General features: G+C 67.1%; 14 protein-coding genes and 2 pseudogenes. 13 read left to right on the plus strand and 3 right to left on the minus strand.

Features of this window, described 5'->3' with window-relative positions; genetic code table 11:
• Positions 1 to 77 precede the first annotated feature (77 nt).
• The 6 genes from ACZ49J_RS21760 (at position 78) to ACZ49J_RS21785 (ending at position 10,652) form a co-directional block, all read left to right on the plus strand.
• Positions 78 to 2,198 carry an N-6 DNA methylase gene (locus tag ACZ49J_RS21760; protein WP_467450141.1) on the plus strand — a complete coding sequence of 707 codons (2,121 nt, stop codon included), beginning with the start codon at positions 78 to 80 and terminating at the stop codon, positions 2,196 to 2,198.
• Positions 2,199 to 2,280: 82 nt separating this feature from the next.
• The gene (locus ACZ49J_RS21765; protein WP_467450143.1) at positions 2,281 to 4,350 is read left to right on the plus strand and encodes a type I restriction-modification system subunit M; all 2,070 of its coding nucleotides are present in this window, start codon (positions 2,281 to 2,283) and stop codon (positions 4,348 to 4,350) included.
• On the plus strand, positions 4,347 to 5,594 hold the full coding sequence (locus tag ACZ49J_RS21770; RefSeq protein WP_467450145.1) for a restriction endonuclease subunit S: 1,248 nt from the start codon (positions 4,347 to 4,349) through the stop codon (positions 5,592 to 5,594). Before ACZ49J_RS21765 ends, ACZ49J_RS21770 begins: the two co-directional genes overlap by 4 nt.
• Before the next feature lie 7 nt (positions 5,595 to 5,601).
• On the plus strand, positions 5,602 to 6,831 hold the full coding sequence (locus tag ACZ49J_RS21775) for an AAA family ATPase (protein ID WP_467450146.1): 1,230 nt from the start codon (positions 5,602 to 5,604) through the stop codon (positions 6,829 to 6,831).
• Positions 6,828 to 7,442 carry a DUF4276 family protein gene (locus tag ACZ49J_RS21780; protein ID WP_467450147.1) on the plus strand — a complete coding sequence of 205 codons (615 nt, stop codon included), beginning with the start codon at positions 6,828 to 6,830 and terminating at the stop codon, positions 7,440 to 7,442. The genes ACZ49J_RS21775 and ACZ49J_RS21780 overlap by 4 nt, the downstream gene beginning before the upstream one ends.
• Before the next feature lie 6 nt (positions 7,443 to 7,448).
• Positions 7,449 to 10,652 (plus strand): type I restriction endonuclease subunit R, encoded by a 3,204-nt coding sequence (locus ACZ49J_RS21785; protein ID WP_467450148.1) that lies wholly within the window; start codon positions 7,449 to 7,451, stop codon positions 10,650 to 10,652.
• 185 nt (positions 10,653 to 10,837) lie between these two features.
• On the opposite strand, the gene ACZ49J_RS21790 is transcribed toward ACZ49J_RS21785, so the two are convergent.
• Positions 10,838 to 11,251, minus strand: a complete 414-nt coding sequence (locus tag ACZ49J_RS21790; RefSeq protein ID WP_467450150.1) for an ATP-binding protein — start codon at positions 11,249 to 11,251, stop codon at positions 10,838 to 10,840.
• 242 nt (positions 11,252 to 11,493) lie between these two features.
• On the opposite strand from ACZ49J_RS21790, the gene ACZ49J_RS21795 reads away from it, so the two are divergent.
• Positions 11,494 to 12,345 carry a helix-turn-helix domain-containing protein gene (locus ACZ49J_RS21795; RefSeq protein ID WP_467450151.1) on the plus strand — a complete coding sequence of 284 codons (852 nt, stop codon included), beginning with the start codon at positions 11,494 to 11,496 and terminating at the stop codon, positions 12,343 to 12,345.
• Between the two features lie 11 nt (positions 12,346 to 12,356).
• Positions 12,357 to 12,548 carry a hypothetical protein gene (locus ACZ49J_RS21800; RefSeq protein ID WP_467450153.1) on the plus strand — a complete coding sequence of 64 codons (192 nt, stop codon included), beginning with the start codon at positions 12,357 to 12,359 and terminating at the stop codon, positions 12,546 to 12,548.
• Between the two features lie 305 nt (positions 12,549 to 12,853).
• On the opposite strand, the pseudogene ACZ49J_RS21805 reads toward ACZ49J_RS21800, so the two are convergent.
• Both ACZ49J_RS21805 and ACZ49J_RS21810 read right to left on the minus strand, forming a co-directional pair.
• Positions 12,854 to 13,705: pseudogene (locus ACZ49J_RS21805) on the minus strand (helix-turn-helix domain-containing protein).
• 10 nt (positions 13,706 to 13,715) lie between these two features.
• Positions 13,716 to 14,324, minus strand: a pseudogene (locus ACZ49J_RS21810) (DUF6879 family protein); the annotation flags it as partial.
• Between the two features lie 30 nt (positions 14,325 to 14,354).
• Here ACZ49J_RS21810 and ACZ49J_RS21815 point away from each other — a divergent pair.
• The 5 genes from ACZ49J_RS21815 to ACZ49J_RS21835 all read left to right on the plus strand — a co-directional run bounded on the left by ACZ49J_RS21815 (position 14,355) and on the right by ACZ49J_RS21835 (position 16,625).
• Positions 14,355 to 14,912: a nucleoside/nucleotide kinase family protein gene (locus tag ACZ49J_RS21815; RefSeq protein WP_467450231.1), complete on the plus strand. Its 558-nt coding sequence runs from the start codon at positions 14,355 to 14,357 to the stop codon at positions 14,910 to 14,912.
• Entirely contained in the window at positions 14,875 to 15,285 is a 411-nt protein-coding gene (locus tag ACZ49J_RS21820; protein ID WP_467450154.1) for a hypothetical protein, read from the plus strand. The genes ACZ49J_RS21815 and ACZ49J_RS21820 overlap by 38 nt, the downstream gene beginning before the upstream one ends.
• Before the next feature lie 82 nt (positions 15,286 to 15,367).
• A complete protein-coding gene (locus ACZ49J_RS21825) occupies positions 15,368 to 15,709 on the plus strand; it encodes a hypothetical protein (protein ID WP_467450156.1) in 342 nt (113 codons plus the stop codon).
• A gap of 21 nt (positions 15,710 to 15,730) precedes the next feature.
• The gene (locus ACZ49J_RS21830) at positions 15,731 to 16,162 is read left to right on the plus strand and encodes a sulfatase-like hydrolase/transferase (protein WP_467450158.1); all 432 of its coding nucleotides are present in this window, start codon (positions 15,731 to 15,733) and stop codon (positions 16,160 to 16,162) included.
• A gap of 19 nt (positions 16,163 to 16,181) precedes the next feature.
• Entirely contained in the window at positions 16,182 to 16,625 is a 444-nt protein-coding gene (locus ACZ49J_RS21835; RefSeq protein WP_467450160.1) for an NUDIX hydrolase, read from the plus strand.
• Positions 16,626 to 16,752 lie beyond the last annotated feature (127 nt).

The following is a 16,752-nucleotide window of genomic DNA, read 5'->3' on the forward strand; positions in this document are numbered from 1 at the left end:
CACTTCACTTGGGTTGGGGGTCGGTATAGAGTGAAGCCGTCCAGCACGCCCGCCCCCACGTCACCCGGCAGGAGCCCATGAACCAGCAGGCCAGTGCCCTCGTGACCGCCGCCGAGATCTCGCGGCTAGCCGGAGTCACCCGCGCCACGGTGAGCAACTGGCGTCGTCGGCATCCTGACTTCCCCGCCCCTGCGGGAGGCACGGACACCAGCCCCACCTACGACCTCGACGCCGTACGCGCCTGGCTCTCCGCCCGTGGCCAACTTCCCGAGGACACACCGGCGGACCGGCTTCGCACTGCGCTGCGCACCCACCCCGGCGACGGCGAACTGGCCCTGCACCTGCTCCCTGTGGTGCTCGCGGCTGCCCAACTGGACCGGACAGAGCGCGAAGCCCTTCCCGAACTGCGTGACGACGCGCTGCTGCGATGGGTCCGGTCAGCTGCGGACGACGGAGCCCAGGACATCCCGGGAACCGAGAACGCGGCATACGCCCTTGAGGCGGCCGGGCCGCTGAGGGCCTTGTTGCGATGCGTCGTCACGGATGGCGCCGAGGCCGCGACGGACGTCCTGGCCGAACGCCTGCTGGAGGACACGGGGGGCACCGGGACCTACCTCACGCCGCGCCCCTTGGCCGACCTCATGGCCCGGATCCTGACCGACAGCGCGGGTGCTTCCCCCGCGAGCGTTCTCGACCCCGCGTGTGGTACCGGATCGCTGCTCGCCGCGGCGGCATCCGCAGGCGCGAGCGAATTGCACGGCCAGGACGTGCTGGTCGGCCAGGCCGCCCAGGCCGCCGTGCGACTCCGGCTGGGCGCCCCCGAGGCGGCGATCTCCGTACGTACGGGGGACAGTCTGCGTGCCGACGCCTTCAAGGGCCTCACCGCGGACGCTGTCCTGTGCAATCCCCCCTACGGGGTCCGTGACTGGGGGCACGACGATCTGGCGTACGACCAGCGCTGGGCCTACGGCGTGCCTCCCAAGGGCGAGCCCGAGCTCGCCTGGGTCCAGCACTGCCTGGCCCACCTCGCGCCCCGCGGCCGTGCCGTACTGCTCATGCCGCCCGCCGTCGCGGAGCGCACCGCCGGCCGGCGTATCCGGGCTCAGCTCGTACGGGACGGAGCCCTCCGCGCCGTCGTCTCGCTTCCTCAGGGCGCGGCCACCCCGCTCCACATCGGCCTACACCTGTGGGTGCTTGAACGGCCCGATCCGCAGGCTGAAGCGCCGGGTACGGTCCTGCTCGTCGATGCCGCCGCCGAGAAGCGAGATCTCGACTGGCACGCTGTCAACGACACTGTGCTTTCGGCGTGGCGGCCCTACGTCGACGACAGGGGCGGCTTCATGGGAGCCCCAGGTATCGCCGCCGCCATGCCGGCCACCGACCTCCTGGACGAGGCCGTGGACCTGACCCCGGCCCGCCGCATCCGGACGGCTTCCCGGCAAGTACTCCGTCCCGCCCTGCTGGCCCAGCAGGCGGCGGAGCTGTACGACCAACTCCGGCAAGGGGCAACAGACCTGGTCGGCCTCAGCACCGACGGCGACTGGCTACCGGCCGACGACCGCCCCCGCGACTGGCGCACCGCAACGGTTGCGGACCTTCTGCGCGGCGGCGCTCTCAGTCTGCTCCACACCGCGCCCCCGGGCCGCCGGACACGTAGCGGCCAACCGCAGCCTCGACCCGAAGCAGAATCCGGCGCACGACCGGCGCTCACGGCTGCCGACGTCTTCTCGAACCGGCCCGCCTCCGGAACGGAAGCGGACCTTCCCACCGGCGCCGCCCTCCCCTTGGTCCAGGGAAGTGACGTGCTGCTCACGGAGATCCTCCGCGTGGGACGCACGGCCGTGGCCCGGGTCGTCGAGCCGGGCGAGACAGGCTGCTTCCTGGGGCCCCACCTTCTACTCTTCCGCCCGGACCGGCGTCGGCTCGACCCGTGGTTCCTCGCCGGGTTCCTCGCAGGGGAGCAGAACGTCAATGCCGCAGCCACCGGCACATCCATCATCCGGGTGGACCCCCGGCGACTACGTGTTCCCCTGCTCCCGCTCGCCGAGCAGCAGCGCTACGGCGCCGCCTTCCGCCACCTTCATGAACTGCGTACCGCCGCCCGTCGTGCCGACCAGGCTGCCGAGGACGTCACACGTCTCCTCAACACCGGACTCACCGGCGGCGCCCTGTTGCCGCACGGTCACGGATCGGCGTGAAACGTGCGCCGCAGCACCGCGAACGACCAGACTTGACGTCTCTGTCCCTGGGGGACGGCGACGAAACACCGGAAGGACACCGTTGAACAGCAGTAAGCACACAGAACTGGCGAACCGGGCGTGGCAGGTCGCCGACCTCCTGCGCGGCGACTACAAACAGTCCGACTACGGCAAGGTGATCCTGCCCTTCACCGTGCTGCGCCGCCTGGAGTGTGTCCTCGCCCCGACCAAGGACAAGGTGCTGGAGGTCGCAGCCCGCTACCAGGACCAGGACATCAACCCCGACCGCTTCCTGCGCAAGGCGTCCGGCCACAGCTTCTACAACACCAGCACCTACACGCTGAAGGCCATCGCGGGCGACGCCACTCACGCGGCGAAGTACCTCAACGAGTACTACGGCGCGTTCTCCCCCAACGCGCGAGAAGTCCTGGAGCGGTACGACTTCGCCCAGCAGGTCAAGCGGCTGGAGGCGGCGGATCTGCTGTACCAGGTGGTCGGACGGTTCGCCGACCTCGATCTGCGGCCGGTGAAGAGGGACGAAGACGGCAATGTCGTACTCGACGAGGACGGCAAGCCGATCGAGATCGTCACCAACCACCAAATGGGCTATATCTTCGAGGAGCTGATCCGGCGCTTCGCCGAGCAGTCCAACGAGACGGCCGGTGAGCACTTCACGCCCCGGGAAGTCATCCGGCTGATGGTCAACCTGCTCATCGCGCCGGACAGCGACGCGCTGGCCCTCCCGGGCACCGTCCGCACGGTCATGGACCCGGCCTGCGGAACCGGCGGCATGCTCAGCGAGGCCGAGGAACACATCACGGCCCTCAACCCGGACGCCACCGTCAAGGTCTTCGGCCAGGAACTCAACCCCGAGTCCTGGGCCATCTGCCGGTCGGACATGATGATCAAGGGCCAGGATCCGGAGAACATCAAGTTCGGCAACTCCTTCAGCGACGACGGCCACACTGGCGCCACCTTCGACTACCTGCTGGCCAACCCGCCGTTCGGCGTGGAGTGGAAGAAGGTCAAGGACGCGGTCGAGGGAGAGCACGAACGCCTCGGTGACAGTGGGCGGTTCGGGGCCGGCCTGCCGCGTATCAACGACGGTTCATTGCTCTTCCTTCAGCACATGATCTCGAAGATGAAGCCGGTCGATCCGTCGTCGGGAGCGGGCGGAAGCCGGATCGCCATCGTCTTCAACGGCTCCCCGCTGTTCACGGGTGCGGCGGAGTCGGGCGAGTCAAGGATCCGGCAGTGGATCCTGGAGAAGGACTGGCTGGAGGGCATCATCGCCTTGCCCGATCAACTCTTCTACAACACCGGCATCTCCACGTACTTCTGGGTGCTCAGCAACCGCAAGGCCAGGGACCGGCGCGGCAAGGTCGTCCTGCTGGACGCGCGCGACTACTGGCGCAAGATGCGGAAGTCGCTCGGCGACAAGCGCAAGGAACTGGGCGAGCAGCACATCTCCGAGATCACGAGGCTCTACACGGAGGCGCTGGCGGTCGTCGACGCGGCGGAGAAGGGCGGCGGCCATGACCTGGCCGACCGCGCCGGGAAGATCAAAGTCTTCCGCAACGAGGACTTCGGGTACCACCGGATCACCGTCGAACGGCCGTTGAAGCTCCGCTTCGAGGTGACGGAGGAGACGCTGACGGCGATCGCGGCATCGAAGCCGATCGTGCGGGCCACGGACGCCGAGGCGTTCGCGGAGGCGCTGCGCCCGCTGGTCGGCAAGTCCTGGACGATGAAGTCCGACGCGTGGATCGACCTCAAGGACGCGGTCGTCGCGGCCGGCCTGTTGTGGCCGACGGGCGCGCCGTTCGGCAAGGCGCTGCGGGAGGCGGTCGGCGTCCGTGACCCGGAGGGCGAGGTCCAGCTCGTCAAGGGCGAACCGGAGCCTGACCCGGAGCTGCGGGACTACGAGAACGTGCCGCTGGAGGAGGACGTGGAGGAGTACTTGCGGCGGGAGGTGCTGCCGCATGTGCCGGACGCGTGGATCGACCACAGCAAGACGAAGGTGGGGTACGAGATCCCGTTCACGCGGCACTTTTATGTGTACAAGCCGCCGAGGCCGTTGGCGGAGATCGACGCGGAGCTGAAGGCGCTGGAGGGTGAGATTCAGGCGCTGTTGGGGGAGGTGACCAAGTGAGTTGGGCCACTATTCCGCTGAAATTCCTTGCCACCAGCGCACAAACCGGCCCATTCGGCTCACAGCTCCACGCCAGCGAGTACATTGAGGGTGAAATCCCTGTCATTAACCCATCCAATATCAAGGATGGGAAATTGATCCCAGATAGCAATTCCACGGTGAGCGCAGAAACGGCCGCAAGGCTGGCCGTGCACCGACTTCTCCCTGGTGACTTGATTTTTGCGCGACGAGGAGAGCTCGGCAGGTCTGCAATCGTGCCTCAGGCAGCCGAAGGATGGCTGTGCGGAACAGGCTGCATCAGGGTGCGCGTAAACCAACATCGTCTCGATACCCGCTTTGCCGGATATGCGCTGCAAAATTCGGAAACCTACAGCTACTTTCAGAAGCAGTCCGTGGGTAGCACTATGGAGAATTTGAACACCGAAATCGCTCTAGGTTTGCCGGTAGTGCTGCCCGCCTTGGGGGAGCAGCGCCGAATCGCCGACTTCCTCGACGCCGAGATCGCCCGCATAGATACGGTTGCCGCTAAGCGACGCCAGATGAAGAACCTGCTTGCATTGAAGCGAAGCAGGATCATCGACGCCGAGCTTGGCTTTGACAGCAGGGCTTCAGTGCACGGATTGACGCCTCTAAAATATCTGACTCAGGAAATCACGGTCGGAATCGTCATCACACCAGCCAAGTGGTACGTGGAAAATGGCGGCACCCCTGCACTCAGGGGACTTAATGTGCAGCCTGGCAAGATCGCCACCGAAGACCTGGTGCATATCAGCGAAGAGGGTCATGCGGAAAACCGGAAGTCTCGGCTCCGGGCTGGTGACGTCGTTGTAGTGCGGACCGGTCAAGCTGGCGCAGCAGCAGTAGTACCTGCTTCTTTGGATGGGGCTAACTGCATCGACCTGATCTTGATTCGCCCCGGAGGCAAACTTTCACCGAGGTATCTAGAGTACGTACTGAACTCCGACTATACGAGTGAACGCATTTCCGAGCATGCCGTCGGTAGCATTCAGGCACATTTCAACGTGGGTGCCATGAAGCAGCTCCCTGTGCCGTCTCTCCCTCGCTCTCAACAAGATGCGGTCGTCAAATCTATCGACAGGAAAGTCGACAGCATTGACCAACTGATGGAGAAATTCAAGGCGCAGGAGGTGCTACTCACCGAGCGGCGCCAAGCGTTGATCACCGCCGCCGTCACCGGTCAGATCGACGTGTCCACCGCCAGCGGACGAGGGATCGAGGAATGATCGCGCCATGAGTCCCGCCGCACCCCACCGCCCTCTTCCGTTCATCACCCGTGTCCGAATCGACAACTACAAGTCCATCGCCCATTGCGACGTGACTCTCGGCCGGTTCACCGTGCTCCTCGGGCTGAACGCCGCAGGCAAGTCGAACTTCCTCGATGCCCTGCGCTTCGTCCGCGACGCGCTTGTACAGGGTCCCGCCGAGGCCGTAGCGGCACGAGGCGGGTGGGCGGAGGTGCTGCGCCGGGTCCCTGAGCCGGCGACCTCCTGCACGATCGGTGTGGAGTTTCAACTGCCTGCGACCGCCGACGGCGTGGGGCCCTGGACAGGGTGGTACGAAATCACCTTCGCTCCTCTGGAGGCGTCCGGGGCGGGTCGGGACGCAAAACCTGGGGTCCGTATCCAGCGGGAGTCCTGCGAGGTGCACCGCCCTGGCATCAAGGGACGGGTAGGCACCGAGTCCTTCGTGGCGCGGGATCGCGGAGGGGAGGGGCGTCGTCACCGGGTGCTGGAACTCTCACGTATGGGTGAGGAAGAGCCGTTCGCCAGCCTCCACGAGACTCTCACAGACATGTTCTTCTACAACCCCGACCTGTCCGTTCTCCGCGAGGCACGCCCCAAGTCCCCGAGCTTCTGGGCCTTGGGTGAAGACGGCGGTGTCCTCGGCTCAGCCCTGGCCGCGCTCGGCGACCAGGAACGTGAGCGCATCTCGCAGTACCTCGGGGTGATCGTGCCCGGAGTCGTAGAAGTCGGCCCCACAGATCCCTCCGCCGACTACATCGCGGCGCGGATCAGCTTCGCCACGGACGGCGAGACCGAACCGCACGTCTTCCGGGCCGAGTCCATGTCGGAAGGGACCATTCGGGCCATCGGTCTGCTGACCGCTCTCTTCCAGCCCAACGCCCGCGACGGATGGATCCCGCTCATCGCCGTCGAGGAGCCCGAACTCGCCCTGCACCCCCTCGCGGCCGGGGCCCTCTACGACGCGCTGACGGAAGCCAGCGAGCACGTACAAGTCCTTGCCACTACGCAGAGCGCGGAACTGTTCGACCGTAAGGAGGCCGACCTGTCTGCCATCCGCGTGGTCGCCGCCGAGCATGGGGTGACGGTGATCGGCGAAGTGGACCCGGTGAGCCGGTCGATCGTGGCCGACGGCCTGGCGACCACGGCCGAACTGTTGCGCTCCGACCAACTGCGCCCGGTCGTCGACCCCCCAGCCCAGCCGGACGGTGAGGCGTGATCCAACCGAGAGTCACGATCGCCTCCGTCGTCGAGGGCGAGGGTGAGATCAGCGCACTGCCCGTACTCCTCCGACGCCTGATGTACAAGGCGCAGATCTGGGACGCCGACATCAAACCGCCCTTCCTGGTCGACCGTGGCCGACTCGTCCGGCCGGGCGGTCTGGAAGCCGCCGTGGAGGCCCAGGCTCGACGCGTACCTCCAGACCACCCGGGCGGCATCCTCGTGGTGATCGACGCCGACGACGACTGTCCAGCCAGCCTCGGGCCCGAGCTCCTGGCCAGGGCCGAAGCCACTCGCCCGGACCGCCGCACAGCCGTCGTGCTGGCGAACCGGGAGTTCGAGGCATGGTTCCTCGCCTCAGCGCCCTCGCTCAGCGGCCGGGCGGGGCTCGCCGAGCATCTAAAGGTCCCGGTCAACAGCGAGACGCTGCGCGACTGCAAGGGCTGGCTGACCCACCACCGGCGCGACGGAGTGCGGTACCGCCCCCGGGTGGACCAACCGGCCCTGACCCAGGACATGGATCTCGACCTGGCCCGCGCCAACTCACCGTCATTCGACAAGTTCTGCCGCGACATCACGTACCTGATCACAGGAAAGCGGGGGGAATAGCCGCTCATGTCCGTCCACGACGAAGCAGCATTCGGAAACGCCATAGTCGCCGCCCTGCTGAAGCGCCGTTGGCGTGAAGGAAACAAGCAGGACTACCAACGCCATCTCGGCCTGGACACCGCTCAGCTCTTCGAGTTCATCGGCAAGACCCAGGCCGACGACTGGGCCGAGCTGATCGCCCTCTACGGCGGGGATCCCAACACCGCCCAGGCCGGGTTCGCCAAGCGCGTGGACCAGGCGATCGGAACGGACGGCGTGCTGGACGTGCTTCGCAAAGGCGTGAAGGACCACGGCGTCCTGATCAGGCTCGCCTACTTCAGGCCGTCGCTCGTTGCGTCGGACGCGGTGTTGGACGACTACCGGGCGAACCGGCTGACCTTCGTCAAGGAGCTGGAGTACGCCGCCAAGCAGACGGACAAGGGCAAGCGCCTTGACCTCACCCTCTTCCTCAATGGAATCCCGCTGGCTACGGCCGAGTTGAAGAACGCCCTCACGCGCCAGGGCGTGGAGGCCGCCAAGGAGCAGTACCGCACGACCCGCGACCCCAGTGAGCTGATCTTCGCGCGTCGCGTGATCGCGAACTTCGCGATCGACACGGACCTGGTGTTCGTCGCGCCGGAGCTGCGGGGCAAGCCGACGAGGTTCCTGCCGTTCAACACCGGCTCGGAGGGGCCGGGGAAGCCCGGCGGTGCCGGGAACCCGGCGCCCACCGTTCCCGGGACGTACGCGACCTCGTACCTCTGGGAGCAGATCTGGGAGCCGGACACCTGGCTCGACCTGATCGAGCGGTTCGTGCACCTCAGCAAGGAGAAGGGCCCGGACGGGCGGACGCGGAAGAAGCTGATCTTCCCGCGTTACCACCAGTGGGACATCGTCAAGAAGCTCGCCGGCCACGCGGCCCGTCACGGCGCCGGTCACAACTACCTCGGCATGGCCTCCGCCGGCTCCGGCAAGTCGAACACCATCGGGTGGCTGGCGCACCGCCTGTCGTCGCTTCACACGTCCACCGACCCCGCTGAAATCGACCCCGATGCCCTGGCCGCTGGGCTCAAGCCGGGCGCGCCCGTCTTCGACAAGGTCGTGATCATCACCGACCGCCGCAATCTCGACGCCCAACTGCGCGAGACCGTGGGCAGTTTCGAGAAGACCGCCGGTCTGGTCGTGAAGATCGACGAGAAGCACGGCGCGAAGTCCGACCAGCTCGCCAAGGCGCTCTCCCGCGAGACCGGGAAGATCATCACGGTCACGCTGCACACCTTCCCGGCCCTCATCGACTACCTGCGTCGCAACCCCACCGAGATCCAGGGCCACAACTTCGCGATCATCGTGGACGAGGCGCACTCCTCGCAGTCCGGCGACGCTGCCACGGCCGTACGCGCGGCGCTGCGTGACCTGGGCCTGGACTCGGACTCCGACGAGGCAGGGGCAACCGAGCTGGAAGCGGCGGCAGCCACCACTGATGCCAAGCTCATCCGCAAGGCCACCCAGCGCAGCAAGGCTTCCAACCTCTCCTACTTCGCTTTCACGGCCACGCCCAAGGCCAAGACCCTCGAACTCTTCGGCACCCTGGACACCGTCAACGGCAAACCGACGTACGTCCCCTTCCACACGTACTCGATGCGCCAGGCCATCGAGGAAGGCTTCATCCTCGACCCTCTGCGCACCTACGTCACGTACAACACGTACCGGAAGCTGGTGAACAAGAACCCGGACGAACGCGAGGTGGACCCGTCCAAGGCGAATCCGCTGCTCGCCCGGTACGCGCTCACCCACGACTCCACCGTGGCGCAGCAGGCGCAGGTGATCGTCGAGCACTTCCGCACGCACACCGCCGGCCGCCTCGGCGGGCGGGCCAAGGCCATGGTGGTGACGGCCTCCCGGCACAGTGCCGTGCAGATGGCGCGCCAGATCAGGAAGTACGTAGACGATCAGGCGTACGCCGACCCCGGCGTCCTGGTCGCGTTCTCGGGCAGCCTCACGTACGACGGCGAGGAGACGACCGAGCCGAAGGAGAACGGCGGACTGGCCGAGTCCGCGCTGCCGAAGGCGTTCGCGTACACGCGCAAGGACGACAAGGCCGTGCGCACCGGCGGGAAGGCGACGCAGCGCGAGTACCGCATCCTGGTCGTCGCCGAGAAGTACCAGACCGGCTTCGACCAGCCGCTGCTCACTACGATGTACGTGAACAAGAAGCTCGCGGGTATCAGCGCCGTCCAGACCCTCTCCCGCCTGAACCGCACCGCCGACCGCAAGTCGCAGGCTGACCTGGCCGTACTGGACTTCGTCAACGACGCCGAGGACATCAAGGAGTCCTTCCGCCCGTACTTCGAGGAGGCGAACACCCTTCCCTCCGACCCGAACCTCCTCTACATCGCGCAAAGCAAGGTCATGCAGCCCGACATCCTCGTCGAGGAAGAGATGAGGGGCTTCGCCGACGCCTATCTGGCGGCGGAGGAGAAGGCGGCGGGCTCGGTGGCCCGCTGGGAGAAGCTTCACGCGGAGCTGTACCGGCATCTCGGCCCGGCCGTTGCGCGGTTCACCGAGTTGCTGGACCGCAAGGACGAGGCGGGCGACCCGGACGAGGACGCCCGCGAAGCCGCCGAGCAGTTCCGCGCGGACCTCAACGACTACGTCCGGAAGTACGGCTTCCTCTCGCAGATCGTGCCCTACCGCGACGCCGACCTCGAATGCCTCTACCTCTACGGCCGCCACCTGCTCAACCGCCTGCCGCGACGCGGTGACGGCGGAGTGGACATAGGGGACGTAGACCTCAGTCACCTGCGCATCCAGAAGACCGGCGAGCATGACCTCTCGCTGACTGCCGAGGGAGCAGCGGAGCTGCGTGGCTTCGGCGAGGGGCCGGGCGGCGCCAGGGAGCAGGAGAAGTCCCTGCTGTCGGAGCTGATCGAGAAGTTCAACGACAAGTTCGGCACCGACTTCACCGATCAGGACGTGATCACGCCCTTCTCGGAGACGACGGCAGATCCGAAGGTCCGCGCCGCCGCCGTCAACGACGAGGAGAACTTCGGTCTCGTCTTCGACGAGGTCTTCGAGGACAAGATGGCCGAACACATCGACACCATCGCCGACATGGGACGGCAGTACTTCAGCCACGACGACAGCTTCAAGCAGTCCCTGAACCAGAGTGCGCGCCGGGCGGCCTGGCGGATGATCCGCCGGGAGGAGAACATCGACGACGAGGCGGCCTGACCCGCCTGGACGACGTTGGTGGTGAATGCACCGCCGAAGGGTCGCCGAGTGGCTCGTGGGTCCCAGCGACACGCCGCGTTCAAGGCGTGTCGCTGGGACTGAGAAGCCAATTGGGTTCAGGCCACGGATTCGCCAACAGCGTCCGTCCGGACTTCCGGCCCCTCCCGGCCGACCGCACCGCCGGGTCAACCGCCTTGGTGGAAAGAAAGGCCTGCGATCACGGACGTTCCGCGCGCGAGGCGGGGGCGGACGGTCCAGGCGGTGGCGAGGTGGTCGACGAGGAGCAGGCCCCGACCGTTCTCGGCGTCTGTGTCCGGGGCGGCCAGTACGGGCTTGCCAGTGCCGGGGTCGGAGACGGCGAGCCAGTAGTGCCCGTCGGCGGGCCACAGGACGAGTTCGATGAAGTCCTCGTCCTCCCGGCAGACACCGTGGCGGATGGCGTTGGTGACCAGCTCAGAGGTCAACAACCCAAGGTCGTCGCCGAGGTGGGGACGAAGGACGTGCGGCAGCGATTCGGCGACGGCGTGGCGGGCCCGCCGTACGGAGGTGGGATGGGCGGGAAAGCGCCAGTGGACGGGAACGAGGGGGATTTCGGGCATGGCGAACTCCACGGTTGTGTGAGGGGTTTGGGATCGCCGGTGGCCTGCCGCCCTGGTCGCGGGCATACCCGTCCCAGGGCAGGCGGGCATGCCCGCGCGGTGCGCTTCCGGCGTTGCGGTGTGTAACTTGCGCGATACTGACAGTAGAGCATTGGGAGTACATGTGCTCCCTAGTCTTGAAGGCCCGCTGGAACGAGCTTCGGTCCGCGGCAGACTGAGCCGCACACGACGAGAGGGAACGCATGCCGCCCAGGAGCAACCCGACCGCACGCCAGCAGCGTCTGGGCGCAGAGCTTCGCAAGCTGCGGGAAGGGGCGGGGCTGTCCACCGAACAGGCCGCCGTGCTGCTAGACACGAAGCGGACCGTCATCACCAGCACCGAGGCGGGACGCCACGGCGTCAGCCCGGAGCGTGTCCGGCGCATTGCCTTCCGGTATGAGTGCACGGACCAGGCCCTGGTGGATGCGCTGGTCGCCATGTGCGGCGACCGCGCGATCGGCTGGTGGGAGGAGTATCGCGGCATCCTGCCCGCGACGTTCTTGGACATTGCCGAGTTGGAGTGGCACGCCCAGGGCCTGCGCGTCAGCACGATGACGCACATGCCGGGACAGTTGCAGACCGAGGCGTACGCGCGTGCTCTCTTCCAAGCTGCTATCCCACCGCTGCCCGCCGAGGAGTTCGAGGCCAGAGTGGCCCACCGCGTGCAACGGCGCCGAGCCATCGACAGGCCCGGGGCTCCGGCCTACGTCGTGATCATCCACGAAGCTGCTCTGCGGATCGAAGTCGGCGGACGAGATGTGCTACGAGACCAGCTCCATCACCTCATGGCAGCCGCAGACCACGACAATGTCACGATCCAGGCCATCCCGTTTTCGGCCGGCGTGTTCCCTGGTTCAGGCCAGGCGATCCTGTACGCCCTCGGCCAAGTACCCCCACTGGACACCGTGCAACTGGATCGCACGATGGCGGGAGAATTCCTGCATTCCGGAGCTCACTTGTGCAAGTACCGGCTGCAACTTGACGAGATGCAGAGGATCGCGCTTCCACCCGAGAAGACCCTCGATCTCATGCACACCATTTCACAGAGCCTTTAGGAGAGTTCACCATGCCTGACATCACCTGGGAAGCACCCTTCTGCCAGGATGCGAGCAACTGCTTCCGCCTCGGTACCGACGCCGACGGCAACGGCTACATAGCCGTCGCCGGCCAGGAGGGCCACTACCTCACCGACTCCCTCGAAGCCCTGCGCACCCTCATCACCGACATCAAGGCCGGCAAGGCCGACCACCTCCTGTAGGACGCGCCTCGCGCCGGCGGCAGTCGGTACCGCCCATCGACGGCTGGCGGATGGCGTACGTCGAGACCCAGACCTCAAAGCCCAAGGCCATGGTCTGACAGCGGGGCCCTGGGCAGGAGTGCGCCTGCCCAGGGCCCGCGGGTGTCCCGATGCTGTTGGCAAACCCTCCGGTGAGGGATCACCTCCGCGCGAAGTGCAACACATTTCAGGAAACTGTCGCGCTCCGCGCAGCACCTACCCGGCGGCTCGCTGACGCTGCGCCTGCTGATGATGTGCCGCGCCTCGGGCGCCCGCCCGCAACGTCATCAACGCGGGTTCAGGGCTCGGCGGGCCGAGTTGATGATGTTGTGGGCGTCCGCCCCGCGCACCGCCGACTCGCTGAGGGCTTTCCAGACCTTCTTGTACAAGGCGATGTTGTCGGCGTCGCCCAGCCACAGTTCGGCGTGCCAGTCCTCAGCGACGACCAGCCGGTCATCGAGCACCCAGAAGCCGTTGGCAGGCACGATATTGACGGACGCAGTGAAGGGGATTACACCCAACTCGACCATGTCCATACCGATCACGCCGTTGAGGCGGTCGAGTTTGCTCGCCAGCACCGAGGGCGGGCAGATCATCGACCGCAACGCGGCCTCCCACATCAACACGTGCAGCTTGCGCCCGGACCGGTACAGTCATTCCTGGCGCTGCACCCGGGAGCGCACGGCTGCCTCGATGTCGTCGGCTGCGCCCAGCAGCTCCGCGTACCGCTGGATGACGTGTCGGGCGTACTCCGGAGTCTGCAGCAGTCCGGCGATCACCGACTCTTCCCAGACCCATATATCAGAGGTGCGGTCGATCTCGGCGCTCAGCCCCTCGTGAAGGGGCTTGAAGCCGTTCGCCAGCGCTCGACGCCATGACCTGATGTGCGACTCGAACCCGGCAAGGCGGGCAGCGAGTTCGGGATAGACCCCTGGCTGCTCGGTCGCGTCGGCCCACGCTCTCAGGTCCTCGGGGGTGGCCGTCTGCTTGCCGTTCTCCAGCTTGCTGACCTTGGAGCCCGGCCAGCCGAGCCGGTGCGCGAGTTGCTGACCGGTGAGCCGACCACCAGGGCACGTGAAACGGAGTTCGCGCAGCCGCGCCCCCAACGCCGCCCGTGCCTGCTGGTAGTCAGTGCTCACCGGTCACGCACTATTCGGTCGTGGCCACCTGCGCGGCGAACTTCTCGCGCGGGGTCGCGTGGTGCATCGCCGTGTCACGCACGATTGCGTACCGCACGACCTCGGCCGGTTCGGTGATCAGCTCGATGTTGAGCAGGTTGTCTTCGTCATCGAAGTGCAGCAGGGCGACCAGCCGTGAATCGAAGATCCAGAAGTCCTTGGCGGGCAGGCCGGCCCGCGCGGCCTCCTCGCGCCACAGGTAGCGGATGTCCTCGCCGAAGGTGGCGTTGTGCCGGGCGTAGTCGAGCAGAAACGGCTGTTCTGTGGTGGGCGGGTTGTCGGCGATGCGGACACGGCCGACCGTCTTACCGGCGTCCGTCTGGGCCCTGATGTTGACGAACCAGGGTTCGTCGGGGTCGCAGGGCGACGAGCCGGTGGCCAGGAACGCCTGAAAGTCGGGGTCCTCTCGGTCCGATGCGTAACCGCGCCGCGTCTCCAGTCGCCAGGCGGTGTGCTCGAAGGTCTCGAACAGGCGGCGGAAAGTGGCTCGGTCCACGAGTTCCGGCACCCGCTCCATCTCCTTCGGCCCCCAGTTCACGAGCAGTTCGCGCGGCACGGCCACCGCTGCCTCGTCGACTCCGGGGTCGGGAAGTCGACGCTCGCCCGCCTGCTGACCGAGCGGCTCGGCGCCACGGCGATCCACACCCTCACCGACCCGCACACCGGCTGGTCCGACACGATCAACCGGGGGCTTCGGCCGCTGCCGCAGTTCGCCTTCTACCTCTCCGGCCTCCTGCACGTCTCCGACGCCGTACGGCAGGCCCTGGCCGTGGGTCCGGTGGTCGCGGATCGTTACGCCTCCTCGGTCATGGCCTGCCACGCCGCCGTCAACCAGGTGGGCCTGGACCAAGTGCGAGAGCTGATCGCCCCGTTCCTGCCCTACCTCGTGGCACCGGACGCCACCTTCTACCTCATCAGTTCCGACAGCTCGTTGAAGGAGCGGATGAGCACCAAGACGGACGTGAAGCAGGACGACACCGACCTGTTCAACGTCCCCGGCCGCCTTGCCCGGCTCCGGGAGAACTTCCAGTCAGTCGCCGAGACCAACCCGAGCGCGGTGATGCTCCCCACCGACAACCGCAGCCCGGACGATCTGGCCGACATCGTCGTCAAGCACCTGGAGGACAGGCGTGCTCAACCCGATCGACACCGACGCCGTCATCCATGACGGCCGCGTCGCCGGGGCGTTCCCGGACGAGATCCACGAGGGCGTCGCCTGGTGGGTCGCCGCCTGCTTCGTCGTGGTCAGCCAGGCCCGGCAGATGGCCGTGGCCCACGACAGCCACCCCACCACGGCCGAGTTCCACCAGCGGTTCTGCCGCGGGGCCATCAACGCCGAGCACTTCGGCTGCCAGGTCTCCAGCCTCGGCACGGCCGACGAAGCCCAGCTCCTGCACGCCATGAAACAACTCGGAGACGTCCCCGGAGCCCTGCTGACCACGACCGACGGCGGCGGGCGGCAACCGTCACGATTCGCCTCTACGACGCGGACGGCCAGCCGGTCACCGAGGACACCGGCCTGGCCAGACTGCGGCAGATGATCGCCTCCGACCGGGTGCCCATCCCTGTGAACGACCAGGCCAAGGGCAGCATCACCGAACGGCGCGATCTGGTGGAGGCGTTGTGATCGACGCGGCCGAGGTCATCCGAAGCGGCACCAGCATCCTGTTTGTCACCTTGGACTCCCTGCGCTACGACGTCGCCCGCGCGGCCGTGCACGCCGGTCAGACCCCGCGCCTGGCGAAGATCCTTCCGGGCGGGGAGTGGGAGGAACGCCGCACCCCCGGCACCTTCACCCTCCCCGCGCACATCGTGTTCTTCTCAGGCTTCCTGCCCAAGCTCCCGCAGCCCGTACAGCCGCCACGGCTGTGGGAGTGCCGCCCGCCCGCGTTCAAGACGGTCGATGCGGGCACGTTCGTCTTCGACGCGCCGAACCTCCTCACCGGACTCGCCCAGCACGGTTAGCGCACCGTGTGCATCGGCGGCGTGACCTACTTCTCGCGGGAGACACCGCTCGGGTCGGTGCTGCCCGACATGTTCGACGAGGACCACTGGTGGCCCCAGTTCTGTTCCCCGAAACCCGACTCCACTCGCCACCAGGTCGACCACGCCCTGACCGTCGCCGAGCAGTACGCCAAACGGCCGCTGTTCCTGTTCGTCAACGTCTCCGCCACCCACGTCCCCCACGGCCACTACACAGGCGACAGCGGCGACTCCTGGCACTCACAGGCCGCAGCGCTCGCGTACGCGGACGAACACCTCGGCCGCCTGGTCGACGGACTCACCGGCAAGAAGAGATGGCTGATCATCATGTGCTCCGACCACGGCGACGCTTTCGGGGAGGACGGCTACCACGGCCGCGGCATCGCTCACCCGACCGTGCTGAACGTGCCGTTCGCGGCCTGGCTGTCAGAGTAGGTGGCTACGCTCCCTGGCCATGACCGACACATCTCAACGGGGGGCGGTGCGCGACGCCTCCGTCATCGTGGCCCGAGACGCGGAGGGCACGGTCGCCGTCCTGAACGCCGAGTTCCCCCAGCACGGCCGCGAGTACGTGTTCCTGCCCGGAGGGCGTCGGGAGGACGGCGAGACACCGGAAGAGTGCGCCCGGCGCGAGCTGCGCGAGGAGGCCGGCGTCACCGCCCAGACCTGGCGGCCCCTCGGCTCGTACGCCATCACCCTGAACTCCACTGCACGCATCCACCTTTTCCTGGCCGAAGGTCTTACCTTCGGCCCGCAACAGCTCACGCCCAGTGAGGAGAGCTTCAAGCTCATGTGGTGGCCGATGCCTGACGCGATCCGGGCCGCCACCGAGGGACGCTTCCTGCTTCAGGGAGGCCCGCTGGCACTGCTGCTGGCTCAGCAGGTCTTCGCGGTCTGAGAGGAGTCGATCCCGGGCACCGACCGATAGCCCGGTCGCGTCATTGTCCACGTCAGCGGATACACCCCTTCTCGCCCGCTGAGGCGCCGACACCCTGACCCAGGGGGCGGGCCACACATCAAGGCCG

Source organism: Streptomyces sp. NPDC030840, from assembly GCF_055572015.1.